We start from the raw sequence: 18,015 nt of genomic DNA, 5'->3' as shown, positions 1-18,015 counted from the left end.
CATACGAGATAAGGAAGTGCCATGAGTGCCCGTGAACTGACCCTGCAATTTCTCGCCGAGCCCGCCGATGTCAACTTCGGTGGCAAAGTCCATGGCGGCATGGTGATGAAGTGGATCGATCAGGCCGGCTACGCCTGCGCCGCCGGCTGGTGTGGCGGCTATGCCGTCACCGTCTATGTGGGGGGCATTCGCTTTTTGCGTCCCATCCAGATAGGCCAGCTGGTCGAGGTCCATGCCAAGGTGATCCACACTGGTACCACCAGCATGCACCTGGCCGTGGATGTCTATAGCCGCCACCCCACCGACCCGGCTCGCCACAAGACCACCCACTGCATCATCATCTTCGTGGCCATGGACGAGCACGGCAAGCCGAGCCCCGTGCCCCAGTGGCAGCCGGTGAGCGAGCAGGATCTACGCTTGCAGCAGTACGCCAAGAAGCTGATGGCCCTGCGCGAAGAGCTCGACAAGGAGATGCGTCAGCACATGTGACCGCATGCGCCCCGGCCAGCGGGGCGTGTATCCGTCGCTCCGGGCTGTATAATGGCGGGTCCCTTCTATTCGAGAAACCAAGATGTCCCTGGAAAGTGCCCCCGCAGAGGTGCAGCTCGCCGTCGATCTCATCGAGCTGCTGGAAACCAACAAGATAGCCCCCGCCCTGGCCCTGGCGGCGCTCGCCATCGTCCGTCAGGACTATGAGCGCAAGCTGGCCGCAGGGGCCGAGCACTAATCCCAAGACGGTTTTAGCCCGAGACCGCCCCCATTCCCGTCGAGGAAGCGCAGCATGAGCCAACCCCAGCGTTTCGAACAAGGCCGTCCTATGTTGCTCGGCGGCCTGCGCCGTCAGCACGACGCAGCCAGTGCAGACATTGGGCGCCAATGGCGGGATGCCGGTCAGCTCTGGCCCCTGCCCGGCCAACTCGGTGAATATGCCTACGGGGTGATGTGCGGGGGCGATGACAGCCGTTTCGAATATATGTGCGCCCTGGAAGTGGCCAGCCTGGCGGCGCTGCCCGCGGGGCTGGGGCGGATGCGGATCGAGGCCCAGACCTACGCGGTATTCTGCCATCAGGGCCATGTCAGCGCCCTGCCTGCCCGCTGGCAAGAGGCGCTGGCCTGGCTGGCAGCGTCTCAATATCAATCAGCCCATAAACCCGATTTCGAGCGCTATTCCCCGCAGTTTGATGGCATCAACGGCATCGGCGAGATGGAGATCTGGCTCGCCGTGGTGCCACGTCAACAGCTGGCCTGAGCCTCAATGCCGGTCATTCATTGTCATCACCTCATCGCACAGGGTGATCAGCGCCTCGGCGAGCCGGGCCAGGGGCTCGCCCCGCTCAGCGCTCACATGCAGGGCCAGCTCGACCGGGGCGAGGGCGGGCCAGTCACTCAGGCTAACCTGCCCCTCCTGCAACAGCCGCTGGGGTAACAAACTGACCCCGATCCCGGCGCTCACCGCCCCCTGCAAGCTAGCCAGGCTGGCACTGACATAGGCAATGCGCCAGCGCAGCCCCATGGCGTCCAGCGCCGCCGTCATCTCGTCGCGATAGAGTCCTGCGCTTGGAAAGGCCACCAACGGCAGGGGATCCCGTCCTGCCGCAGGCCAGTCGCGGCTGTCGACCCAGGCGATCAGTTCGGGCCAGATTGCCCTGGGTTGGCCCTGGCCCCGCCTCTGCTTGACCAGCGCCAGATCCAGCTCCCCTGCGGCAAAGCGTTGCCACAGCTCATGGCTGAGTCCGCTCATCACCTCGAGCCGCACCTGGGGATAGTCCCGAGCGAAGCGGGCCAACACCCGGGTCATGGCGCCTGCGGCAAAATCTTCCGGCACTCCCAGCGTGAGCTGCTGGCTCGCCTCTGCCACCTGTTGCTCCGCCTGGGCGAGCAGATTCAGGATGCGCCGCGCCGTGCCAAGCAGGGTCTCCCCCTGAGCCGTCGCAGTGACCTGACCGCCGCGCCTGTCCAACAAGGCGCAACCGAGTTGAGTCTCGAGTCGCCGCATCTGCTGGCTGATGGTGGATTGGGTCAGATGAACCCGTTCACCGGCGCGGGTGAAACTGCCGGTATCGACGATGGCAACGAAGCTGCGCAGCAATTGGGGATCCAGCATGGGTGACTCCATTTGAAAAATTACTGATTGGCATTGAATCATTTAATTTCCCCATAATAGCGCGAGCGGCTAGCCTGTCACCAGACTCCACAAGCGGCCACTTCATATGACTGACACTTCCATACCCGATGGCTCCCTGGCGACCCATCAAGCCTGGCTGGTACAAACGGTCGAACTTGCCCTTGATCACCGACGCCAGGGGGGGCGCCCCTTCGCGGCCCTGCTGGTACGCGATGGTCAACTGCTGGCCAGCGCCGTCAATTTGATGCACCTGGCCGGGGATCCCACCCGCCATGCCGAACTCGAAGCGCTGCGCACCGCCAGCCAGCACGGCGCCCTCAAGGGCGCCGTGGTCTACGCCAGCGGCCACCCCTGCCCCATGTGCCTGAGCGCGTTGGTGATGAACGGCATCAGCGCCGTCTACTACGCCTTCGACAATCAGGATGCAGCCCCCTTCGGCTTTGACAGCGCCGCCAGCTACGCCCGGCTAAAGATCCCCCTGTCGCCCCCGCCGCTACCGCTCATCAAGCTGCCGAGCCCCATCAGTGCCGCCGCCCTCTACGGCCCTGACGCCGATGAGTAAGCCATCTATTCAGGAAGGCCGCGGTGCCCTGCTGGTGCTGGTGATGCTGATTGGCATCAACCTGCGCCCCTTCCTCACCGCCATCGGCCCGCTGGTGGGACGGATCGACGGGCGCCTCGCGCTTGGCATGGACAATCTCGCCTGGGTAACCCTGCTGCCGCTGCTGCTGATCGGGGTCGGTGTGCTGTTCACCCCGGCCCTGCTGCGCCTGGCCAGCCCGCGCCAGCTGCTGGCCACGGCGTTGCTGTTGCTGGCACTCGGCAGCGCCCTGCGCTTCGATGTGAGCAGCGGCGCCCTGCTCATCGCCAGCGCCGCCCTCTGTGGCCTCGGCTCGGCCCTGGTGCAGGGGGTGTTGCCCGGTCTCATCAAGGGGGCCTTCGCCCAGCGGGTCCCGCTGGTGATGGGGATTTTTTCTGCCTGCATGATGGGGGGCGGGGCGCTCGGCGCCATCCTCAGCCCCCAACTCGCGAGCCAGCTGGAGTGGTCGCGGGTGCTCGCCCTGTGGAGCCTGCCGGTGCTGCTGGCGCTGATCTGGCTCGGCTGGCGGGTACGATTACCTGTGGTGGCCAAGGCCCTGCCACCCCGGGGGGAACCGCGACTGATAGGCCTGCCCCGCAGCTGGCTGCTGATCGGCTGCTTTGGCATCATCAACAGCGGCTATGGCATCGTCGTGGCCTGGCTGGCACCGGCCTACATGGCGCAGGGCCTGAGTGCCCAGCAAGGGGGAGAACTGGTGGCCTGGCTGGCGCTGGCCCAGACCCTGAGTGGTCTCGGCCTGCCCATGCTGGCGGCGCGCAAGGAGGACAGGCGCCCCTGGATGGGGCTCGCCATCTTGTTGCAGGTCGCGGGATTTGGCGGCCTCTGGCTCGCCCCGGAGTCCGCCCCTATCCTCTGGTGCATGCTGTGCGGCGCCGGGCTCGGCGGCAGCTTCTCCCTCATCATGGTGATAGCGCTCGATCACCTGCCAGACCCTAGACGCGCCGGTAGCCTGAGCGCCCTGATGCAGGGGGTCGGCTTCATACTGGCGGCCACCGGCCCCTGGGTGGCGGCGCGCCTGCACCACTTGAGCGGAGACTTCGCCGCCGCCTGGCAGTGGCAGCTCGGCGGATTGGCGCTGATGAGCCTGCTGGTGCTGCGCCTCAACCCCTCGCACTACCCGAGCGCGATGCGACTGCCCGCAGTGCCCGAGAGTGATGCCCCGGCCCCGCTGCCCGCCCATAGCAATACACCGGCCTGAGGTCGGTGTATTGGGAGAGATCACTATGGGATGAGGGGCGAGCTTAGCGCCCCTTCTTCTGCCGTCCGGCCTGGGGGGAACGCGGTTTGCCCGCAGCCGGTTTGCCACCCTTGGCCGGAGCGCCCTTGCCAGCGGCGCCTTTACCGGCAGTCACCTTGCCTGCTCCGCCCTTGCCCGCTGGGCTCTTGTTCTCAAACGCCGAGGGGCCCGGCACATTGGGGCGTCCGCCAATCTCGTGGTCATCGTCCCGGCGGGGCTTCTTGCCCTGGGCCGATTTGGCGGTTTGCGCCGCCGGGGTCTTGGGCTTCTCCCCCTTGGCCGGTTTCACCTCAGAGGAGGAGTCTTCAATCAGCTTGAACAGCTCGATCAGCTCGTCGTCGGTGAGATCGCGCCACTCCCCCACCGGCAGCCCCTTGAGGCTGACGTTCATGATGCGGATGCGTTCTAGCTTGGTGACCTCGAAACCGAAATGTTCGCACATGCGGCGGATCTGGCGATTGAGCCCCTGCACCAGGGTGATGCGGAACACGAAGGGAGCCTCTCTCTTCACCTTGCACTTCTTGGTGATGGCACCGAGGATCGGCACCCCGGCGCCCATGCCGCGGATGAACTCATCGGTCACCGGCTTGTCGACGGTCACCAGGTACTCTTTCTCGTGATCGTTGCCCGCCCGCAGGATCTTGTTGACCAGATCCCCGTGGTTGGTCAGGAAGATGAGCCCCTGGGAGTCCTTGTCGAGTCGGCCGATGGGGAAGATACGGGTGCTGTGGTTGACGAAGTCGACGATGTTGTCCTTCTCCCCCGCCTCCGTGGTGGAGACGATGCCCACCGGCTTGTTGAGCACGATGAACACCAGGCTGTCGGCTTCTCGCGCCTCGATCACCTGACCGTTGACCAAGACCCGATCCCCGGCAAACACCTGATCGCCGATCCCGGCCCGCTTGCCATTGATGAAGACCTGGCCCTGCTCGATGAAGCGATCGGCCTCACGACGGGAGCAGATGCCGCTCTCGCTGATGTATTTGTTCAGGCGCATGGATTCATCAGCCAGCATGGGTCACCTGCCAGAATATGGGGTTGAGGAGGGTTGTCGGCTGAGTCAGCCATGTCATCGGGTTAGTCTGCATACTGTTCCATCTACAAAAAGCATCTGCAAAAAAGCGTCTTCAAAAGGGTCAAAGCCTGCGCATTCTTCAAAAAAGCGCCGCTACAGTAGCATATTGCCCCGATCCATTCGCCGGATACTTCTCCCCCGCCCTCCCCAATAACGCGATCGCAAGGCCCGATATGAGGCCCACAACGGCACAAGCACCCACTCCCACATTCAGCGGAACACAGAGTGCGGCCAACAATGGGCACATCAAGACGCGGTGCAGGCCGACGACCTTGCCCGCACTCCTCGCACGAGACGCATTCACTGGCTATGCAGCCAGCTTGCCCCTGTGTCACTTGGCACCAAAAAAAACTTGCTATTTATTAATCAAAAATGCATAAAAAGATTTTCGTTCACGCGAATTATCTTGCTGTAAGCGCCACGATCGCCGTGGCTTCGGGCCTAAATAAAATATTTTTTTTAAAACGGGCCATGGATTCGAATATTTACCCGCACTGACTACCAATTAAAAAATAACCTTTCATGCGGGGCCTGACTCGCTTTCTGACAGACGCCTATTTCATCATCCCATACAGGAGTTACCGATGAGCCATTCCCTTTCCCAGACGGATTTCCTGGCCCAGCTGGCCAACCGCAATCCTCATCAGCCCGAGTTCATCCAGGCCGTGAGTGAGGTGGTTGCCTCCATCTGGCCCTTCATCGAACGTCACCCCCACTATTTGCAGCACGGCCTGTTGGAGCGGCTGGTAGAGCCGGAGCGCTTGATCCAGTTTCGAGTGAGTTGGGTGGATGATCGGGGTCAGGTGCGGGTCAACCGTGGCTATCGTATCCAGCACAACTCGGCCATCGGCCCCTTCAAGGGGGGCATGCGTTTTCACCCCTCGGTGGATCTCTCGGTGCTCAAGTTCCTCGCCTTCGAGCAGACCTTCAAGAATGCCCTCACCACCCTGCCCATGGGCGGCGGCAAGGGCGGCAGTGATTTCGATCCCAAAGGCAAGAGCGAGGGAGAAGTGATGCGTTTTTGCCAGGCGCTGATGCTGGAACTCTATCGCCACCTGGGCGCCAACACCGATGTGCCAGCCGGTGACATCGGCGTCGGCGGGCGCGAGGTGAGCTACATGGCGGGCATGATGAAGAAGCTCACCAACAGCGCCGAGTGCGTCTTCACCGGCAAGGGACTCTCCTTTGGCGGCAGCCTCATTCGCCCCGAAGCCACCGGCTACGGCCTGCTCTACTTCGCCCAAGCCATGCTGGCCAATCGCGGACAATCCCTCGCAGGCATGACGGTCTCGGTATCGGGTTCCGGCAACGTGGCGCAATACGCCATCGAGAAGGCGATGGCACTCGGCGCCCGGGTCATCACCGCCTCCGACTCCGGCGGCACCGTCTTTGATCCCGACGGCTTCACCCCCGAGAAACTGGCTCGCCTGATGACGCTCAAGAACGAGCAGCGCAAGCGGGTCGCCGATTACGCCCACGAGCTGGGGCTGGAGTTCTTCACCGGCCGCTCCCCCTGGCACTTGCCGACTCAGGTCGCCCTGCCCTGCGCCACCCAGAACGAGTTGGGGGAAGAGGATGCCGCAACCCTCATCACCAACGGCGTGCAGCTGGTGGCGGAGGGCGCCAACATGCCAAGCAGCGCTGCCGCCATTCAGCTCTTCCATGAGGCCAGGGTACTGTTTGCCCCGGGCAAGGCGGCCAACGCGGGGGGCGTGGCCACTTCGGGCCTGGAGATGAGCCAGAATGCCCAGCGCCTCTCCTGGAGCCGGGACGAGGTCGATGCGCGCCTCAAGGAGATCATGACCAGCATTCACGCCACCTGCGTGCGCTATGGCCAACATGGACAGGGCCAGGATGACGAGGCCCACGTGAACTACGAGAGCGGCGCCAATATCGCCGGCTTCGTCAAGGTCGCCGACGCCATGCTGGCGCAAGGGGTCTGCTGACAGAGACCATGGCCGGACAAAATGAACAACGCGGCAGCCCTTGGGCTGCCGCGTTTTTTATGTCAGCCAACGTGGGACTATCACTGGGGGCTACAGACGTTTTCAGCTGATTTGTCAGAACTGAAAGAGAGCGACTCATCCTCATCGTTAGTTCACCATAAGCGTTTGGACTCGGTGCCTGAATCGCCCCAGTTCCCTAGAAACCGGAACCATCACCTCCTCCTTGTCGCTAGCTACCGTCTGTTTGTACCGCTAGCAATCAGATTGATTTTCAAAGGAGTAGTATAAGAGAACAGCTTACTGATTTAGTTACAAAAAATGATATTCTGCTCTCCCTTATGCACAAGACTCAAGGTCAGCAGCGATGCAACAATGTGGTATTTATGAACAACTCATCACTCAACTGCTGACATCTCGACTCGACCGCGAGCGCTTTTACGTAGGGGAACGCCGGCTTGAATCAACCGAAGCGGCCGTCTGGTTATCACGTTTTCTTAGCCGGGTTTTGGAATACGCGGTGGGCTCGGTCACGGGAGAGGATCAGCTACAACGGCAGATTGAACTGGCTAACCAGTTATTACTGTGGCTAAAAGATCGCACGCAAGACCCGGACTTTATTAGCGAGAATCTCATCGATAGTCAGGGGAAAATACTGACAGCGCTCTACCAGTTGGATAACCCTATTTCCGCCAATTTAAAACAATATGCCGAAGATGTTTTTCCTCTAACGGGCCTGACCCAGAGTGAGCTTTTTTGCGGCAGCAATGCGGGTTTGTCGATGGAATCAGAGATCAAACGAGAGATATTATCGGCAGATAGCATCTGCTGGCTGGTCTCATTTATCAAATGGGCAGGTATCCGTATTTTCCGCCATGAGCTCGAGGAGTTCACCCGCAGTGGCCGCCAATTAAAAGTGATTACCACTTCTTATATGGGGGCAACCGACGCCAAGACAGTTGAATTTTTAGCCAGCCTGCCCAACACCGAAGTCAAACTCAGCTACAACACCCAGCGCGAGCGGTTGCATGCCAAGAGCTATCTCTTTTGCCGAAATACCGGCTTTCATACCGGCTATATAGGTTCATCCAACCTATCTCATTCTGCCCTCACCAGTGGCTTGGAGTGGAACCTAAAAATCACCTCGCAAGAGATCCCTCATATTATCGAGAAATCCCTGAGTACCTTTGAAACCTATTGGGAATCCGATGATTTTGAACTGTTTGATGGCAAGCTAGAAAGCCGCACAAAATTACAGCATGCGCTGCAAGAGGCCCGTGGGGATGGGGATAAAAATAGTCCTGCCTATTTCTTTGATATCACGCCGTTTCCCCATCAACAGGAGATCCTTGAGCAATTGGCGATGGAGCGCTCTATACATCAGCGCTTTCGTAACTTGGTTGTGGCGGCCACCGGTACGGGAAAAACCCTGATCTCCGCCTTTGATTTTGCGCGTTTTCTGAAAACAAAACCCGACGCCAAGTTTCTGTTTATCGCCCACAAAGAGGAGATCTTGCGCCAGGCATTGGCCTCCTACCGCGGTGTGCTCAAGCAATCCAATTTTGGTGAACTCTTGGTCGGTGGCGCCGTGCCTACCCACTACCATCAGCTTTTTGCCTCGGTGCAATCCTTGAATAATCAGCTGACTAATTTTCGTCTTAGCCCAAACTATTTCGATTACATCGTCATCGATGAGGTTCACCATATTGCGGCAGACAGTTATCGTGGCTTGCTCGCCGCCTTTTCCCCTCACATTCTCTTGGGATTGACCGCCACGCCTGAGCGCCACGATGGCGGTGATATTCTTGCGGACTTTTGTGGCGTGATCGCAGCCGAAATCCGCCTACCAGAAGCCATCAATCGTCGCCATCTTTGTCCATTCCAATATTTTGGCATCGACGATGATACAGATTTACGCCAAGTCGCTTGGAAAAATGGCCGCTATGACATCACAGAACTCACCAATCTCTATACCCATAATCAGCAACGGGTGCAGAAGATAGTCCAGAGCCTCGATGAGATCGTCACCGATATTACCAAGATCAAAGCACTGGCATTTTGCGTGAGCCGGGACCATGCCGCCTTTATGTGTAAGGCCTTTTTACTCAAGGGCATCAAGGCGGACATTCTCACCAGCGATAACCGCGACGAGCGGCATAGTAAACAACAAGGTTTGCGCACAGGCGTTATCAACATTCTCTGCGTAGTGGATATTTTCAACGAAGGTGTCGATATCCCGGAAGTCGATACCTTGCTGTTTTTACGGCCAACGGAAAGCCTCACCATCTTCTTACAGCAATTAGGGCGTGGCCTGCGACTGGCAAACGATAAAGAGTGCTGCACAGTGTTGGACTTTGTCGGCAATGCCCGTGCGGAGTATGACTTTGCCCAGAAATTCCGAGCATTTGTGGGTAAAACCAATAAGGCAATTAGCCACGAAATCAAACAGGGCTTCCCCCATGCCCCCTTGGGATGCCGCATCGAGCTCTCGAAGCAAACTCAAGAGTTGATCCTGAGCAATATCAAGAAGGCGACCCTCAATACCTCGCGACTCATGGGCCTGATCCGCCGTTTCTCACAGGATTGCGATTTACCGCTGACCCTGGCGAACTTTTTGAACTTTTACCCTCATATCAGCCTTGAGGAGATCTACAAGCGCGGTAACTGGAACGCCTTGGTCAAAGAGGCTCACAACCACACCGTTTCTGAATTCACCGATGAGAAGTTGCACACCCTCTACACCCGTGCCATCAAAACCCGGCTGTTGGGCTGTGATGCGCTCCATTACCTTCAGTTCCTGCAGGCTTTGGTCGCAGGACACTTTGCACTCACTCCTGATCTGGATGAACGCATGGCCCTGATGTGCCATTACGACTTCTGGCAACAGAGCGGTCCCAAGGCGGGTTTTGCCACCCTGGCGCAGAGCCTTAAGCGGCTCGAACACTCGGAGCTCAGGGCTGAACTGGCAGACCTGTTACCCCTGTTGATCAATCGGGTTCAACACGAGCAGTTAGCAATGCCCCACCTTCCCGACAATCCGCTACGGCTACATGCCCGTTATGCCAGAGAGCAGGTGTTAGTTGGTTTTGGTGCCACCAATTTCGAACAGCAACCGTCAGCTCGTGAAGGGGTGTTTGTTATTGCAGAGCAGAATATTGAGCTGCTGTTTGTGACCCTAAACAAAACGGAGCAGCACTTCTCTCCCACCACCCGTTATCACGACTACGCCATCAACGAGTCGCTGTTCCATTGGCAAAGCCAAAATAGCGCTCGTCCAGATCGTGGTAAGGGGTTGAGTTATATCCAGCACAGAGATAGCGGTAAACGCATGTTTTTGTTTGTCCGTGAGCAGAGCAACGATGAGTTTGGCCGCACTCTTGGCTTCGTGAACTTTGGAGAGGTGGAGTTCGTCTCCCACAGCGGCAGCCAGCCAATGAACATTAAATGGCACCTCACCACTCCGATGCCACCCTTTATGTGGAAAGAAGCGGCCAAACTGGCAGTTGGTTAACTCCTGTTAGATAAATACCTCGCTCATCCGCGAGGTGTTTTCATGAGGGCTGGTACCCAATCATGTCGATACTGTCATCGATCAGTTTGCAGAAGATATTTTGCGGCAACTTTTGTACCTAGGTTGTGACATAGTCGAGGTCAACATCGCCGCTAAGCAGACCAAATAACGATAGATCGGTCCCCATTAACCCCTCTCCTCTATCCTTGCTTGGCGCAGCCGGTGGCCTTGAGCACTCGCCGACTGGAGGCTGGGTCTTTGAGCAGCCGCGCCGCCGGGCGAATAGGCCGTGCCACCAGGTTGCCGCCACAGTTAGGGCAGATCCCCCCAAGCCGCTGCTCGGCGCAGGAGGCGCAGAAGGTACATTCATAGCTGCAAATCAGCGCCTGATCCGACTCAGGGGGCAAATCCCGATCGCAGCACTCACAGTTGGGTCTCAGTTCCAGCATCTTGACTCCTGAACCACCCCTTGAGGGCGACTGGTTGCTAAGGGCTATGGCTTCATGTGTATCAATTCCATCCCATCACCGCCGGACAGAATATCAGGCGAACGTCCGATGAAGGAGGCAGGGAGCCTCCTCAGAACAGGCTGTCTGTAAACGCCTCAAGGGGCGCGGGCAAGAGATCCTGGGGATGATCCCCCCCAAAAGTAGCGAGACCACTCTGGCCTTCAATCAGGGCCGAACGCAGCGTATTGGCACTGGCCACCTCGAACAGGGTCAGTTTGACGGTCACCTTGTCGGAGCGGGCGGACCACTCGGTAGCCCTGTCTTCCCAGTGCAGGATCTGGGGGTAGCAGAGCAGGTCATATCCCCCCTTTCGGGCACTAGACAGGGCTTCATTCAGGTTCTCTGTATGACGCGCCAACTCGACCCGGGTTAGCCGCTTGAGCAGCGGCGTGGCTATCGCCTGACTCAACATCAGACCGGAGCCCGGGTAATGGTGCTCTCCATAAGCGCCATCTCTGGCGAGGGCCACATAGAGGCTCTGCCCGGCCTGGATCCTGGGAGATGGCAGCTCTGGGGAGAGGTGCACCTGATGGCTGTCGGCACATCCCGTCAGCAGTTGGCCGACCCACACCAAGGCAAGCCAGCACCCAATATTGTTCGCAATCTGCCTCATCACGCCTCCTTGGCCATCATTGATGATGTCTGTTAGCTACTCAATACCGTCACATAACGTGTCGCGTCGAGCCAGCAGTCGCTCATCCGCAGAGTTCATGGCCACGAGGATTGCCTGATTGCAGGCACGCTCTGCCGCTTGCTCTGACGTGGTACTGGCGCGACCAATCTCGGCGATCATGGGTTTGTCATTCAGGGCGGCGTGGCAATAGATCCGCTTGATGTTGGGGCTGACCGCGTCCTGTTTGGCTGTCAGCGTCTGACAACGCTCGCCAAAGAGCGAGGCCGCCTTGACGGTGCACTGGCTAAACCGCACCACATCCTGCTCGTAGCGGCGGCACACGCTCTGCTCATTGACCCGCCAACGCACAGGTAGGAGAAGGGCACCTGCTCCCCTTGATATTCCACTACCTGAGTATTGAGTTCGGTTCCCATGCTATCGGTCAGCTGCTGCACCAGATTGAGATACGCCGAAAACAGATAACTGACCGGATCCACCCTCACCTCCTTGTGCATGACGCTCGGACAACCCGCGTCACTGTGCGCCCATTAGTTCCGAGACTCAGGATAGACGCTCACTTCGATCAGGTTGGCATCGGGGTCGAGGAAATAGACTGAACAGATCTCTCCCATGGCACCGGACTTGGTCACCGGCCCCTCAATCAGAGGGATCCCCTGCTCACTCAGATGGCGCATCACCTCACCAAGGGGCCATTGGCTGATGAGGCAGAGATCCCCCGAACCTACCTGTGCCCGGTTGCGCGGCTCCTGCCCCAGCAGTTGCAGATTGATCTTCTGGTTGCCAAAGCGCAGCGCCCGCCGTCCCGCTCCGAAGGTGATGGGCTCCATCTTGAAGACGCGGCTGTAAAACCCCACCGCCCGCTCTATGTCGCTGACCGTCAATACCAGATGGTCGATGTGACTGATCATGATGACTCCTTGTCTGCTCCGGTTACACCCTCTGCCATCATAACGACTCCGCAATCCCGGCGTCAGCTCACAATCGACGCCGAGACTGAAATAACGGCGCAGCGCGTCGGCCTATCTATTTGTCACCAAACAGTGAGCGCAGCGCAATAACCATTTATTTCCAGTGGGAATATTTGGAACCCAGCAACCAGCAGTGCCACTGCCAAATATAAAAAGCCATGTAAAAGCGGTGATAATGAATATTAAATGTCATTAATATCAACTAGATGTGCAATACCTTCCGAAAGATGCTTTAAAGTCACTCTCCGCCTCTATATCTCGCTGATTTATACCCGGCCTGGTGTACAATCGCCGCCCAATTTGCCAGATCACCTTTGCCATGGCTCAGGCCGGTTATTCATCCCAGGGTTATTAGACGTGCTCATGACGCCTCCCATGCTCGACAGTTATTACAGCCAGGAACTGGTCTTTTTCTCCATTCTGGTGGCGGTGCTCGCCTCCTATACGGCGCTGAACATGACGAGCCGGGTCAGCCAGAGTCAGGGGCGCGCAGCCGCTTTCTGGCTCACCGGGGGCGCCTTTGCCATGGGGCTTGGCATCTGGTCCATGCATTTCATCGGCATGCTCGCCTTCAAGCTGCCCATCGCCCTCGGTTACGATCTGGCATTGACCGGTCTCTCCCTCATCACGGCCATCGGCTCGTCCGCCTTCGCGCTCTGGCTGGTGAGCCGCGCCACCCTGCCCTTGAGCCATATTGCAGGCGGCGCCCTCCTGATGGGGCTGGGCATCGCCGCCATGCACTACATCGGCATGGCGGCGATGATGATGACCCCCGCCATTCACTATCTGCCGAGCCTGTTCGCACTCTCTATTGTCATCGCCGTGCTCGCCTCCGGCGCCGCGCTCTGGATAGCCTTTCGCCTGCGAGAGCACACCCAGCGCGCCTTCTTCAGCAAGGCGCTCGCCTCCCTGGTGATGGGATTTGCCATCATCGGCATGCACTACACCGGCATGGCGGCGGCCCAGTTCCCGGTCGATAGCCTGTGCGGCGCCCTCTATACCGGGCTGGATGCCAAGTGGCTGGCCCTGGTGGTCATCATCGTGACCCTGACGGTGTTTGCCATCGCCCTCATTCTCTCCATGCTGGATGTGCAAAATGCCCGCCTCTCCTCCTCCTTGCACCAGGCTCACGACGAACTGGTCAAGCTGGCGCTCCATGACAGCCTGACCCGCCTGCCAAACCGCTTGTTGTTTGCCGATCGGCTGGCCCAGAGCATCAAGCGCTGCCAGCACAGTCGGCAGCGCTTCGCCCTGCTGTTTCTCGATCTCGACGGCTTCAAGATCATCAACGACGCCCACGGTCATCACACCGGCGATCTGTTGCTGCTCGAAGTCACTGAACGCATCAAGGGGTTGCTCGGCAGCGGCGATACCGCCTCGCGCTTTGGGGGGGACGAGTTCGTGCTGGCCCTGGCGCCGGGAGAGATGGCCCAGACCCGCTTGTTCGCCAAGCGACTGCTGGCCGAGATAGCCAGACCCTATCAGCTCGAACACCACCACCTGCACATCACGGTCAGCATCGGCATCGCCATTTATCCGGATAATGGCACCAGCCTGCACGAGCTGACCCTCAATGCCGATGCCGCCATGTATTACGCCAAGGAGCGGGGCCGCAACGACTACTTCTTCTTCGACAGCGCCATGAACGCCAATGCCCACCAGCAGTTTTTGCTGCAACAGGATTTGAGCCACGCCCTGGAGCGGGGCGAGCTGGCACTGCACTATCAACCCAAGTACGAGGCCAAGGGGGGCCAGGTGATCGGCGTCGAGGCGCTGCTGCGCTGGCAGCATCCCATCCATGGTGCCATCTCCCCCGCCACTTTCCTGCCGCTGGCGGAGAAGACCCGGCTCATCATTCCCATCGGCAACTGGGTCATCGATGAAGCCTGCCGCCAGATGAGCCGCTGGCTGGCGGCAGGCCATGAGCAGTGGAGCCTGGCGGTGAACCTCTCCACCATACAGCTGGCCAGTCCGGGATTGCTGGGGGTGGTCGAAGAGGCCCTGTGCCGTCACCGGCTGGAGGCCCGCCACCTGACCCTGGAGATCACCGAGTCCACCGCCATGGAGAATGCCGAGGAGAGTCTGCTCATCCTCAACCGGCTGGCCGAGCTGGGCGTCAAAATATCCATCGATGATTTCGGCACCGGCTACTCCAGCCTGCTCTATCTCAAACGCTTCCCCGCCAATGAGCTCAAGATAGACAAGGGGTTCATCACCTCCCTCGGCCAGACGGGAGAGGATGCCGCCATCGTCAGCGCCATCATCGCCCTCGGCCACACCCTGGGGATGCGGATAGTGGCGGAAGGGGTGGAGACGACCCAGCAGCAGGCGCTGCTGGTGCGCCTTGGCTGCGACACCCTGCAAGGTTATCTGCTCGGCCGCCCCATGCCCGCAGACCGCTTGCTGGCCCACTGCGCCGCCAACGAAGCCATCCCGGCCTGAGGCTGGGCCCTTGTCCAGACTCGCAACCACTGACCTGCTGCTTGCTTTGCCATGAGCCAAATGTTCAGGCCATAAAAAACGGCGCCAAGAGGCGCCGTTTTTGATCCCCGTCTTTCTACCGTGACGGGATGAACAAGCCGCTGGCTTATTCGTCTTCCAGATAGGCATAGCCTTGCAGACCCAGATCCAGCTCTTCGAGCAGGGCCTTGCGGGTCTCATCGTCCAGGGACGGATGGGAGACGATGCGCTGATAGCTCTCGCGGATCACGGAAGGATCGATGTTGACGTAACGCAGCAGCTGCTCGACGGTATCGCCGCGCACCACGTTACGGATGTCCATCTTGCCTTCGTCATCCAGCCACACTTCCGCGCAGTGGGTGTCGCCGAACAGGTTGTGCAGATCCCCCAGGATCTCCTGATAGGCGCCGACCAGGAAGAAGCCGACGTGGCACTCTTCGTGCTCGCCATATTCCGGCATCGGCAGGGTGCTCTCCACCCCCAGGCCATCCACATAGTGTTCGACCTGACCGTCGGAGTCGCAGGTGATATCCATCAGGATACCGCGACGGGTCAGCGGGCGATCCAGGCCAGCCAGGGGCATGACAGGGAACACCTGACCTATGCCCCAGGCATCGGGCAGAGACTGGAACAGGGAGAAGTTGGCGAAACACTTGTCGGCCAGCTTCTCGTTCAAGTCATCGGCCAGGGCGCGGTGGCTGCGGTTCACCGGGTTGAGCTTCTCTTTGAGCTTCAAGCAGGTGTTCTGGTGCAGCGTCTCGGCCCAGGCCCGTTGCTCCAGGTTGAGCAGACCCATGGTGTACTGGGCGTTGACGTCGGTCAGGTCGGCCAGGGAGTCATGGAACAGCTCCAGCAGGGAGGGATCTTCCTCGTGGTTGAGCTCAAGCCAGCCTTTCCACATGTTCTGCAGCAGGGTAGGCGCATCCGCATCAGGCGCATGTACCTCGCTCATCTCGGCCCCTTCGGCGCCGATGATGTTGGTAACCAGCACCGCATGGTGGGCGGTCAGTGCCCGGCCAGATTCACTGATGATGGTCGGGTGCGGCAGGTCGAACTCGCGGCAGACGTCGCCGATGCCCCACACCACGTTGTTGGCGTATTCGGACAGGCTGTAGTTGGCGGAGCAGTGGCTCTGGGAGCGGGTGCCCTCATAGTCCACACCCAGGCCACCGCCCACATCGACCACGTCGATATCGGCGCCCAGACGACGCAGCTCGGCGTAGAAGCGGCCGCACTCGCGGATGCCACCCTGGATGTCACGGATATTGGCAATCTGTGAGCCCAGGTGGAAGTGCAGCAATTGCAGGCAGTCAAGCTGGCCCAGGCCGCGCAGACGCTCGACCAGCGCCAGGATCTGGGAGGCGGAGAGACCGAACTTGGACATGGCGCCGCCGCTCGATTCCCACATGCCGGAACCGGTGGAGGCCAGACGGGCACGCACACCTATGTTCGGCTTGATGTTGAGGCGCTTGGCTTCATCGAGCACCAGCTCCAGCTCGGAGGGCTTCTCGACCACGATGTAGACCTTGTGGCCCATCAGGTTGCCGAGCAGGGCGTGACGCACGTATTCACGGTCTTTGTAACCGTTGCAGACGATGACGGAGCCGCGATCGTGATGATGGGACAAGACGGCCAGCAGTTCGGGCTTGGAGCCCGCTTCCAGACCCAGACGCGGTTTGTCGCTATAAGACTGGCTGATGGTTTCGATGACGCGGCGCTGCTGGTTGACCTTGATCGGGTAAACACAGAGGTAGTCGCCCTCATAGCCTGACTTCTCGATGGCCTGACCGAAGGCGTTGAACAGGGCATCGACCCGGCTCTTGAGAATGTCGGGGAAACGCAGCAACACAGGAGTGGTCAAGCCAGATTGACGCAGCTGCTCGATGGCGTCAGACAATACTATCTGTGCCTCGGGGCGAGTCTTGTCGGGCGAAACGGTCACATGACCGGCGTCGTTGATATTGAAGAAACCCGCACCCCAGTAGGGAACGTTGTACACCTTCAAAGAGTCCTTGCTGGACCAGTTAGTCATGGGCTATGCCTCGCAAATGAGCGGCGTGAAGCCGCCTTCGTTACCCTCAATCACATCCAGACCATCGATTGCAAATAGTGGCAAGCCAAGCTGCCTGCTGGGGCGAATAACGTAACGCGTCTTGCAAGGGCGGTTGGCCGCCGTCTTGATCACGACTGTTGACGTCTGTCACATCCAGACTATCTATTCACCCATCGCGGCGAGCCAAGGCTGCCTGGTGGATTTTGGGAAGTAACGAGTCTTGATGTGGGGCTTGTGGCTTTACATCAAGCTCAACGGTATGCGGCGCTGGGTGTCAGCTCCGCGGTACTTTGATGGCGCGCAGCATCAGCCACGCCGCGGCTCATCATGGCCTGGCAGTCACAACACCTTGGGAGCAGGATTTCAAGGAAGAGAGGGACGAGGCGTCATCGCAAACGCGAGCAGATGACGACAAGATACCGCAGCATGCATTTCCATCCACGACCGCCCATGACAAGGGGATGATGATGAGCCCAAGGGCCACTCGGTCGCCTGAATGGTCAAAATGCCTGCTGTTCTCCCTGATACCGGCACCTAACCGATATAACAGAAATCCAATCCCTGCAGTGTCTGTCGTGTCTGCATGCCTCGCCCTATAGGCGGTCGAACGCAAGGGGGATGGGCGGCCTCGCCTGCCCGGGGTTACCCCTTGGATCGGCGCGGAGTTTACACACTTCTGCGCCGGGCTGACAATAAAAAACCTTGTTAAATTTTCGCTTTTTTGGAGTGAGCCCAATCTCGCTGCCAGCCAAGCCAGCTCTGGGGTTGGCCTCTGTTGCCCTCCCCCCGTGGCCTGGGGCTTTTTCAACCCGCCACCCCAGGCACTTCTCCCCCTTTTTTTGCCGCCCCGCTCGCAGGCTGTGTCGCACGACAACCCCTGACCCCATTCTCGATGGTCA

15 protein-coding genes are annotated in these 18,015 nt (G+C 59.4%); 8 read left to right on the top strand and 7 right to left on the bottom strand.

The window, feature by feature from the left end:
- Window positions 1-21 precede the first annotated feature (21 nt).
- The 3 genes from M2366_RS08040 (at window position 22) to M2366_RS08030 (ending at window position 1,249) form a co-directional block, all read left to right on the top strand.
- Window positions 22-489, top strand: a complete 468-nt coding sequence (locus M2366_RS08040; RefSeq protein ID WP_042043416.1) for an acyl-CoA thioesterase — start codon at window positions 22-24, stop codon at window positions 487-489.
- 82 nt (window positions 490-571) lie between these two features.
- The gene (gene rsmS, locus M2366_RS08035) at window positions 572-727 is read left to right on the top strand and encodes a pleiotropic regulatory protein RsmS (RefSeq protein ID WP_224430770.1); all 156 of its coding nucleotides are present in this window, start codon (window positions 572-574) and stop codon (window positions 725-727) included.
- Between the two features lie 54 nt (window positions 728-781).
- Window positions 782-1,249 carry a GyrI-like domain-containing protein gene (locus M2366_RS08030; RefSeq protein ID WP_224430771.1) on the top strand — a complete coding sequence of 156 codons (468 nt, stop codon included), beginning with the start codon at window positions 782-784 and terminating at the stop codon, window positions 1,247-1,249.
- A 3-nt stretch (window positions 1,250-1,252) separates the two neighbouring features.
- Here the strand turns inward: M2366_RS08030 and M2366_RS08025 are convergent, their stop codons facing one another.
- Entirely contained in the window at window positions 1,253-2,104 is an 852-nt protein-coding gene (locus tag M2366_RS08025; protein ID WP_259269393.1) for a LysR family transcriptional regulator, read from the bottom strand.
- Between the two features lie 106 nt (window positions 2,105-2,210).
- Here M2366_RS08025 and M2366_RS08020 point away from each other — a divergent pair, with 106 nt between their 5' ends.
- Window positions 2,211-2,687 carry a nucleoside deaminase gene (locus M2366_RS08020; protein ID WP_259269392.1) on the top strand — a complete coding sequence of 159 codons (477 nt, stop codon included), beginning with the start codon at window positions 2,211-2,213 and terminating at the stop codon, window positions 2,685-2,687.
- Window positions 2,680-3,924 carry a cyanate transporter gene (locus M2366_RS08015; RefSeq protein WP_259269391.1) on the top strand — a complete coding sequence of 415 codons (1,245 nt, stop codon included), beginning with the start codon at window positions 2,680-2,682 and terminating at the stop codon, window positions 3,922-3,924. The genes M2366_RS08020 and M2366_RS08015 overlap by 8 nt, the downstream gene beginning before the upstream one ends.
- Before the next feature lie 43 nt (window positions 3,925-3,967).
- On the opposite strand, the gene rluF is transcribed toward M2366_RS08015, so the two are convergent.
- Window positions 3,968-4,978 (bottom strand): 23S rRNA pseudouridine(2604) synthase RluF, encoded by a 1,011-nt coding sequence (gene rluF, locus M2366_RS08010; protein WP_259269390.1) that lies wholly within the window; start codon window positions 4,976-4,978, stop codon window positions 3,968-3,970.
- 644 nt (window positions 4,979-5,622) lie between these two features.
- On the opposite strand from rluF, the gene gdhA reads away from it, so the two are divergent.
- Both gdhA and M2366_RS08000 read left to right on the top strand, forming a co-directional pair.
- Window positions 5,623-6,984 carry an NADP-specific glutamate dehydrogenase gene (gene gdhA / locus M2366_RS08005; protein WP_259269389.1) on the top strand — a complete coding sequence of 454 codons (1,362 nt, stop codon included), beginning with the start codon at window positions 5,623-5,625 and terminating at the stop codon, window positions 6,982-6,984.
- A 364-nt stretch (window positions 6,985-7,348) separates the two neighbouring features.
- The gene (locus tag M2366_RS08000) at window positions 7,349-10,492 is read left to right on the top strand and encodes a DUF3427 domain-containing protein (RefSeq protein WP_259269388.1); all 3,144 of its coding nucleotides are present in this window, start codon (window positions 7,349-7,351) and stop codon (window positions 10,490-10,492) included.
- Window positions 10,493-10,692: 200 nt separating this feature from the next.
- On the opposite strand, the gene M2366_RS07995 is transcribed toward M2366_RS08000, so the two are convergent.
- From M2366_RS07995 to M2366_RS07980, 4 genes are all read right to left on the bottom strand, one after another.
- Window positions 10,693-10,941: a DUF1272 domain-containing protein gene (locus M2366_RS07995; RefSeq protein ID WP_259269387.1), complete on the bottom strand. Its 249-nt coding sequence runs from the start codon at window positions 10,939-10,941 to the stop codon at window positions 10,693-10,695.
- 130 nt (window positions 10,942-11,071) lie between these two features.
- Window positions 11,072-11,614: a DUF4823 domain-containing protein gene (locus M2366_RS07990; RefSeq protein ID WP_259269386.1), complete on the bottom strand. Its 543-nt coding sequence runs from the start codon at window positions 11,612-11,614 to the stop codon at window positions 11,072-11,074.
- A gap of 36 nt (window positions 11,615-11,650) precedes the next feature.
- On the bottom strand, window positions 11,651-11,956 hold the full coding sequence (locus tag M2366_RS07985) for a hypothetical protein (protein WP_224430779.1): 306 nt from the start codon (window positions 11,954-11,956) through the stop codon (window positions 11,651-11,653).
- A gap of 206 nt (window positions 11,957-12,162) precedes the next feature.
- Window positions 12,163-12,543, bottom strand: a complete 381-nt coding sequence (locus M2366_RS07980) for a VOC family protein (RefSeq protein WP_042043402.1) — start codon at window positions 12,541-12,543, stop codon at window positions 12,163-12,165.
- Between the two features lie 435 nt (window positions 12,544-12,978).
- Between M2366_RS07980 and M2366_RS07975 the strand changes: the two genes are divergently transcribed.
- On the top strand, window positions 12,979-15,045 hold the full coding sequence (locus tag M2366_RS07975) for a bifunctional diguanylate cyclase/phosphodiesterase (protein WP_259269385.1): 2,067 nt from the start codon (window positions 12,979-12,981) through the stop codon (window positions 15,043-15,045).
- Between the two features lie 145 nt (window positions 15,046-15,190).
- On the opposite strand, the gene speA is transcribed toward M2366_RS07975, so the two are convergent.
- A complete protein-coding gene (gene speA, locus M2366_RS07970; RefSeq protein WP_259269384.1) occupies window positions 15,191-17,095 on the bottom strand; it encodes a biosynthetic arginine decarboxylase in 1,905 nt (634 codons plus the stop codon).
- Window positions 17,096-18,015: the final 920 nt, after the last annotated feature.

This window comes from Aeromonas sp. BIGb0405 (genome assembly GCF_024807335.1).
GTDB classification, from domain to species: Bacteria; Pseudomonadota; Gammaproteobacteria; order Enterobacterales; family Aeromonadaceae; genus Aeromonas; species Aeromonas rivuli.
This window is presented reverse-complemented; position numbering and strand designations above follow the sequence as displayed.